8 protein-coding genes are annotated in these 6,392 nt (G+C 46.3%); all 8 read left to right on the top strand.

The window, feature by feature from the left end:
* Positions 1 to 1,611 (top strand): anaerobic ribonucleoside-triphosphate reductase (nrdD, locus tag RWS24_RS08265; RefSeq protein ID WP_314366658.1); only part of this gene is annotated, 1,611 nt, incomplete at its 5' end.
* Position 1,612: 1 nt separating this feature from the next.
* Positions 1,613 to 1,753, top strand: a complete 141-nt coding sequence (locus RWS24_RS08260; protein WP_002894059.1) for a hypothetical protein — start codon at positions 1,613 to 1,615, stop codon at positions 1,751 to 1,753.
* A 52-nt stretch (positions 1,754 to 1,805) separates the two neighbouring features.
* A complete protein-coding gene (locus RWS24_RS08255) occupies positions 1,806 to 2,303 on the top strand; it encodes a GNAT family N-acetyltransferase (RefSeq protein WP_314366656.1) in 498 nt (165 codons plus the stop codon).
* A gap of 9 nt (positions 2,304 to 2,312) precedes the next feature.
* Positions 2,313 to 2,819, top strand: coding sequence for a GNAT family N-acetyltransferase (locus RWS24_RS08250; RefSeq protein WP_048773748.1), 507 nt, complete (start codon positions 2,313 to 2,315; stop codon positions 2,817 to 2,819).
* A gap of 9 nt (positions 2,820 to 2,828) precedes the next feature.
* Positions 2,829 to 3,350 carry a GNAT family N-acetyltransferase gene (locus RWS24_RS08245; RefSeq protein WP_314366655.1) on the top strand — a complete coding sequence of 174 codons (522 nt, stop codon included), beginning with the start codon at positions 2,829 to 2,831 and terminating at the stop codon, positions 3,348 to 3,350.
* Positions 3,347 to 3,946: an anaerobic ribonucleoside-triphosphate reductase activating protein gene (nrdG, locus tag RWS24_RS08240; RefSeq protein WP_268687723.1), complete on the top strand. Its 600-nt coding sequence runs from the start codon at positions 3,347 to 3,349 to the stop codon at positions 3,944 to 3,946. The genes RWS24_RS08245 and nrdG overlap by 4 nt, the downstream gene beginning before the upstream one ends.
* Before the next feature lie 203 nt (positions 3,947 to 4,149).
* Positions 4,150 to 5,658 (top strand): LCP family protein, encoded by a 1,509-nt coding sequence (locus RWS24_RS08235; protein ID WP_314366653.1) that lies wholly within the window; start codon positions 4,150 to 4,152, stop codon positions 5,656 to 5,658.
* Entirely contained in the window at positions 5,655 to 6,386 is a 732-nt protein-coding gene (gene cps4B / locus RWS24_RS08230) for a capsular polysaccharide biosynthesis protein Cps4B (RefSeq protein ID WP_314366651.1), read from the top strand. The genes RWS24_RS08235 and cps4B overlap by 4 nt, the downstream gene beginning before the upstream one ends.
* Positions 6,387 to 6,392 lie beyond the last annotated feature (6 nt).

Genomic DNA, 6,392 nt, shown 5'->3' with positions numbered 1-6,392 from the left:
GGCATGCTGAAAAATGGCTTCAAGATTGGGAATGCAGAAGTAGAGAGTCCCAAGTCTATTCAGACTGCGACAGCGCAAATCTCGCAAATCATTGCCAATGTAGCTTCCAGCCAGTACGGTGGCTGCTCAGCCGATCGGATTGATGAAGTCTTGGCGCCCTATGCTGAGCTTAATTATCAAAAGCATCTCAAGGATGCGGAGCAATGGGTTTTGCCTGATAAGCAGGAAGAGTACGCCTGGGCGAAAACCAAGAAAGACATCTACGATGCCATGCAGTCGCTGGAGTATGAGATTAATACTCTCTTTACCTCTAATGGTCAGACTCCTTTTACTTCGCTGGGCTTTGGTCTGGGCACCAATCGTTTTGAGCGGGAAATTCAGAAGGCCATTCTCAATATCCGTATCAAGGGACTGGGAAGCGAGCACCGCACAGCAATTTTCCCTAAGCTGATTTTCACCCTTAAGCGTGGACTCAATCTCGAGCCAGGGACGCCTAACTACGACATCAAAGAACTGGCTCTGGAGTGTGCCACTAAGCGCATGTATCCAGATGTCCTTTCCTATGACAAGATTATCGACTTGACTGGATCGTTCAAGGTACCGATGGGCTGCCGTTCTTTCCTACAAGGCTGGAAGGATGAAAATGGTCAGGAAGTCAACTCCGGTCGTATGAATCTAGGTGTCGTTACTGTCAATTTGCCGCGGATTGCGCTTGAGTCCGAGGGGGATTTGGATAAATTCTGGGAACTCTTTAATGAGCGGATGAATATAGCTGAGGACGCTTTGGTCTACCGAGTGGAGCGGACCAAAGAAGCCAGTCCAGCCAATGCGCCGATTCTTTATCAGTATGGGGCTTTTGGCCAACGCTTGGGCAAGTATGATCAGGTGGACCAGCTCTTTACTCACCGTCGTGCGACGGTTTCCCTAGGCTATATCGGTCTGTATGAAGTGGCAGCAGTCTTTTACGGCGGTAATTGGGAGAACAATCCTGAAGCCAAGGACTTTACGATTGCCATTGTCAAAGATATGAAGCGTCGGGTGCAAGAGTGGTCAGATCAGTATGACTATCATTTCTCTGTTTACTCGACACCATCTGAAAGCCTAACTGACCGTTTCTGCCGTTTGGATACAGAGAAGTTTGGGGTTGTTCCGGATATTACTGACAAGGAATACTATACTAACTCCTTCCACTACGATGTGCGCAAGAATCCAACGCCTTTTGAAAAGCTGGACTTTGAGAAAATTTATCCTGAAGTGGGTGCTTCTGGTGGCTTTATCCACTACTGTGAATATCCTGTGCTGCAGCAAAATCCAAAAGCACTGGAGGCTGTCTGGGACTATGCCTATGATCGGGTTGGCTATCTGGGAACCAATACGCCGATTGATCGCTGTTACAAGTGTAACTTTGAGGGAGACTTCACGCCGACCGAGCGGGGCTTCACCTGTCCAAACTGTGGCAACAGCGATCCCAAGACGGTCGATGTGGTCAAGCGGACCTGCGGCTACTTAGGAAATCCACAAGCCCGTCCGATGGTTAACGGCCGACACAAGGAAATATCAGCTCGGGTCAAGCACATGAATGGCTCGACTATTAAGTACGAAGGAAATTAAGATGGGAAAGTATCAATTGGACGACAAAGGAAAGGCTCAGGTGCAGCGTTTCCATGAAAAACATTCGCAGGGAGGCAGCGGCAAGAAAGAACGATTGGCCAAACTGCGTCAGCAATTTTTAGAAAAAAACAAGAAGCAATAGAAGTCAGAGTGGGGCGCAAGGCGGTCTCACTCTCTTCGTATCAGGAGGAAGTATGGAACTGAGACGACCGAAGCTAGAAGACAAGGAAAAGATTTTAGAGATGCTAGCTGACTTTGAAGCGGTTGGCAGCCGACAGGACGGCTTCTTTGGAGGAGTGGATTTTGTCTACGAGGACTGGCTGGAGACGATTCAGCTAGCTGAGGCAGGTCTAGGCTTGCCGCAAGGTTTTGTGCCTTACATCCAACTAATCTCTTTTGCTGCGGATGGTCAGGCTGTGGGCTTTCTCAATCTGCGCTTGCGGCTCAATGACTATTTGCTCCAAGAAGGCGGGCATATCGGCTATAGTATCCGTCCGTCTGCGCGTGGGAAAGGATTGGCCAAAGAGCAGCTGCGACAAGGATTGCAAGTAGCCAAAAGTAAAAATATTAAACGAGTCCTAGTGACTTGCGATTGTGATAATGCTGCCAGCCGGTCAGTGATTCTGACGAATGGCGGGGCTTTAGAGGATATTCGAGGCGGGAAAGAGCGTTATTGGATTGATATAGATTGAGGAAAGCCTATGAAGTTACGACGACCAACTTTGGAAGATAAAGACGCGATTTTAGAGATGATTGCGGAGTTCGATGCAGCAAAATCCTATATGCATGGTGGCATGGGCTCCGCTTGGAAGCGAGCAAAGGATTATGAGGATTGGTTAAAGATTGTAGAGCAGCAGGAGGATGCTGCCAATTTGCCAGCAGGCTGGGTTCCTGCAATCAAATTTTTATCCTTTGATGAGACCGGCTTGCCTCTGGGCTTTTTAGCTTTACGCCTGTCCTTAAATGACAAATTATTTGTGGAGGGTGGGCATATTGGCTATTCTATACGGCCCAGTCAACGCAGAAAGGGCTTGGCTAAGATGCAGCTAGAGCTAGGACTAGCAGAGGCTCGAAAGCAAGGACTGGAACGAGTGCTGATTACCTGCGATGAAGACAACGAAGCCAGTCGTCGCACCATTCTCTCTGCTGGCGGTGTTTACGAAAATACAATCGACAGAAGTCAGCGCTACTGGATTGATGTCAATTAAGGAGGGAGCATGGAGCTAAGACGACCAACTTTGGAAGATAAAGATGCGATTTTAGAGATGATTGCTGAGTTCGATGCAGCAAAATCCTATATGCACGGTGGCATGGGCTCCACTTGGAAACGAGCAAAGGATTATGAGGATTGGTTAAAGATTGTAGAGCAGCAGGAGGATGCTGCTAATTTGCTAGCAGGCTGGGTTCCTGCCATTCAATTTTTATCCTTTGATGAGACCGGCTTGCCTCTGGGCTTTTTAGCTCTGCGCTTGTCTTTGAATGACAAATTATTTGTGGAGGGCGGGCATATTGGCTATTCTATCCGCCCCAGTCAACGCAGAAAGGGCTTGGCTAAGATGCAGCTAGAGCTAGGGCTGGCAGAGGCCCGAAAGCAACAAGGATTGGAACGAGTGCTGATTACCTGCGATGAAGACAACGAAGCCAGTCGACGCACGATTCTCTCTGCTGGCGGTGTTTACGAAAATACAATCGACAGAAGTCAGCGCTACTGGATAGAGTTAGATGGGGAGGTGTCATGAACAATCCTAAACCTCAAGAATGGAAAAGTGAGGAGCTGAGCAAGGGGCGAATCATTGACTATAAGGCTTTTAACTTTGTAGATGGCGAAGGTGTCCGCAACTCCCTCTATGTCAGTGGCTGTATGTTTCACTGTGAGGGCTGCTATAATGCAGCAACCTGGTCTTTTAACGCTGGCATTCCTTATACCCAAGAGTTGGAGGATCAGATTATGAAAGACTTGGCGGAACCCTATGTGCAGGGGCTGACCCTCCTAGGCGGCGAGCCTTTTCTCAATACAGGCATTCTCCTGCCCTTGGTCAAGCGGATTCGGAGAGAGCTTCCAGACAAGGATATCTGGTCTTGGACGGGCTACACCTGGGAGGAGATGATGCTGGAAACGGAGGATAAGCTGGAGCTGCTGAGTTTGATTGACATTCTGGTGGATGGCCGTTTTGACCTTACCAAGAAGAATCTCATGTTGCAGTTCCGCGGTTCTTCCAATCAGCGGATCATCGATGTGCAGAAATCCCTTGAGGCAGGCAAGGTTATCATCTGGGAGAAGCTCAATGATGGCTTGCAGGCCTATGAGCAAGTTGACAGAGATAAGATGCTTTAAAAAACAAGCAAAATACTGATATAAAAGAGGTTTCACCTCTTTTTCTGTTGCCAAAAACAGTATAAAATATTGCTTTTTCGAGAAGGGAGAAGGAATTTACTGAAAATTAATACAGACCGTCCTTTTTTGTCAACAAAATTTGAAAAAAACTAAAATATTTTTAAATATTTTAGTGTATCATAATGCATTTATGATATAATAAAATGTATTTATATCTCAGGGGAGAAAAAGGGAGAATTATGAATCATCATAGGAGAAATGTGCCTGCTTCTAAAAAGGGGAAGAAGCTGAGGCTCTTTAATGCAGCTTTACTGACATTGGTAAGCTTGGTTTCAGGTTTGCTGGTTTTTTCTATATTTAAAAATAATGTTCTGGCGTTTCATCACCTGAACCTTATTTTGTCTGCTCTTTTGGCGGCTGTTATTTTACTGGCAGCCTTCTTTATATGGAAAAATAAGTTCAAAGTTTTGACCACGGTGCTTTTGCTTGTGACTTTGCTGGTATCCTCAGGAGCTATGTACGGGGTCAAGGAATTGATGGACTTATCTAGAGGTGTGAACTCTACTTCAAATTACTCTGAAATTGAAATGGCGGTTTATGTCCGAGCAGACAGCGACAAATCAGATGTGACTCAGCTGCAGAAGCTTACGGCTCCGACTGAAAATGGAGACAAGGACAATGTAACGGCTCTTCTGGAGCACATCAAGAATACTAAAAAGACTGAACTCACAGTGGAAAACAGCTCATCTTATATCGCAGCCTACAAGGCCCTCATCAATCAAGAGACTGAGGCCATTGCCCTCAATAGTTCGTTTGGAGATATGCTGGCTTCTCACGATGCTGACTATGCTTCAAAGATAAAGAAAATCTATACTTATAAAATTACTCGTCAAGTAGAGACCGGCAAACGCAGGGATGATGCCAATGCGGATGTCTTCAATATCTATGTCAGCGGTATCGATACTTATGGCTCTATCTCATCTGTCTCACGCTCAGATGTCAATATCATCATGACGGTCAATCGCAAGACCAAGAAAGTCCTCTTGACAACAACTCCTCGTGATTCTTATGTGGCGATTGCAGACGGAGGGGCTAGGCAGATGGACAAGCTGACCCATGCAGGGATTTACGGAGTGGATGCTTCTGTCCACACTCTGGAAAATCTATACGGCATTCGCATTGACTACTATGTTCGTCTGAACTTCACTTCCTTCCTCAAGCTGGTAGACCTGCTGGGTGGGATTGATGTTGAAAATGACCAAGAATTTACCAGCCGACACGGCAATCATCATTTCCCAGTAGGGAAAGTCCATATGAACTCAGATCAGGCGCTTGGCTTTGTTCGCGAGCGATACTCTCTTCAGGGTGGCGACAATGACCGCGGGAAAAATCAAGAAAAGGTTATCGAAGCAGTCATTAAAAAGCTGACTTCAACCAGTGCTTTGAAGAACTACAACGAGATTATTTCCGGCTTGCAGGACTCTATCCAGACCAATATGGAGCTGCCTGTTCTTATGAATCTGGTCAATACCCAGCTGGAGTCAGGGGGAAGCTATCAAGTTCAGTCACAAGCCATCAGCGGAAACGGCCGTATGGATCTACCATCTTACGCTATGCCAGATTCCAATCTCTACATGATGGAAATCCAACCGGAAAGCCTTGATAATGCTAAGGCAGCGATTCAGCAGGTAATGGAAGGGAAAACACCATGATTGATATCCATTCTCATATTATATTTGATGTGGACGATGGCCCTAAGAATTTTGAGGATTCCAAAAAACTGCTGGAAGAAAGTTATCGACAGGGAGTTCGGACCATCATCTCTACTTCTCATCGCAGAAAGGGTATGTTTGAAACGCCTGAAGAGACCATTAGCGCTAACTTTAAAATGGTAAAAGAACTGGCAGAGCTTGTAGCGCCTGACTTGACGGTTCTCTATGGGGCAGAGATTTACTACACCAGTGATGTGGCGGATAAGTTGGAAAAGGGGATTTTCCCCAGTCTAGCAGGCACACGCTATGTGCTGATTGAGTTTAGCATGGCGACGCCTTATAAAGACATCCATACAGGTCTAGCTCAGATTCTGCGCTTAGGTCTAACCCCAGTCGTGGCTCATATCGAGCGCTATCACTGCTTGGAAAATGATGAAAAGAAGGTGCAGGAACTCATTAATATGGGCTGCTATACTCAGATTAATAGCTCCAGTGTTCTAAAGCCTAAGCTGTTTGGAGACTCGCATAAATTTATGAAAAAACGGGCTCAGTTCTTTTTGGAGAAGGACTTGGTCCACTTTGTTGCCAGCGACATGCACAATCTAAGTCAGAGACCGCCTTTTATGAAGGAGGCCTTTGACATCGTCGCTAAGAAATACGGTTCCCGCCGGGCAGAAGCCCTCTTTGGCGGCAACCAAGCATTATTATTGAAAAATGAATTGATTTAGGGGAAA

Source organism: uncultured Streptococcus sp., from assembly GCF_963528215.1.
Classification (GTDB): domain Bacteria; phylum Bacillota; class Bacilli; order Lactobacillales; family Streptococcaceae; genus Streptococcus.
The sequence above is the reverse complement of the archived record's forward strand: the minus strand, read 5'-3'. Positions and strand labels throughout refer to the sequence as shown.

Bases quoted from the DNA above. Each gene is read 5' to 3' on its own strand.
- RWS24_RS08260 (WP_002894059.1), top strand. From the start codon at position 1,613: ATGGGAAAGTATCAATTGGACGACAAAGGAAAGGCTCAGGTGCAGCGT.
- RWS24_RS08255 (WP_314366656.1), top strand. From the start codon at position 1,806: ATGGAACTGAGACGACCGAAGCTAGAAGACAAGGAAAAGATTTTAGAG.
- RWS24_RS08250 (WP_048773748.1), top strand. From the start codon at position 2,313: ATGAAGTTACGACGACCAACTTTGGAAGATAAAGACGCGATTTTAGAG.
- RWS24_RS08245 (WP_314366655.1), top strand. From the start codon at position 2,829: ATGGAGCTAAGACGACCAACTTTGGAAGATAAAGATGCGATTTTAGAG.
- nrdG (WP_268687723.1), top strand. From the start codon at position 3,347: ATGAACAATCCTAAACCTCAAGAATGGAAAAGTGAGGAGCTGAGCAAG.
- RWS24_RS08235 (WP_314366653.1), top strand. From the start codon at position 4,150: ATGTATTTATATCTCAGGGGAGAAAAAGGGAGAATTATGAATCATCAT.
- cps4B (WP_314366651.1), top strand. From the start codon at position 5,655: ATGATTGATATCCATTCTCATATTATATTTGATGTGGACGATGGCCCT.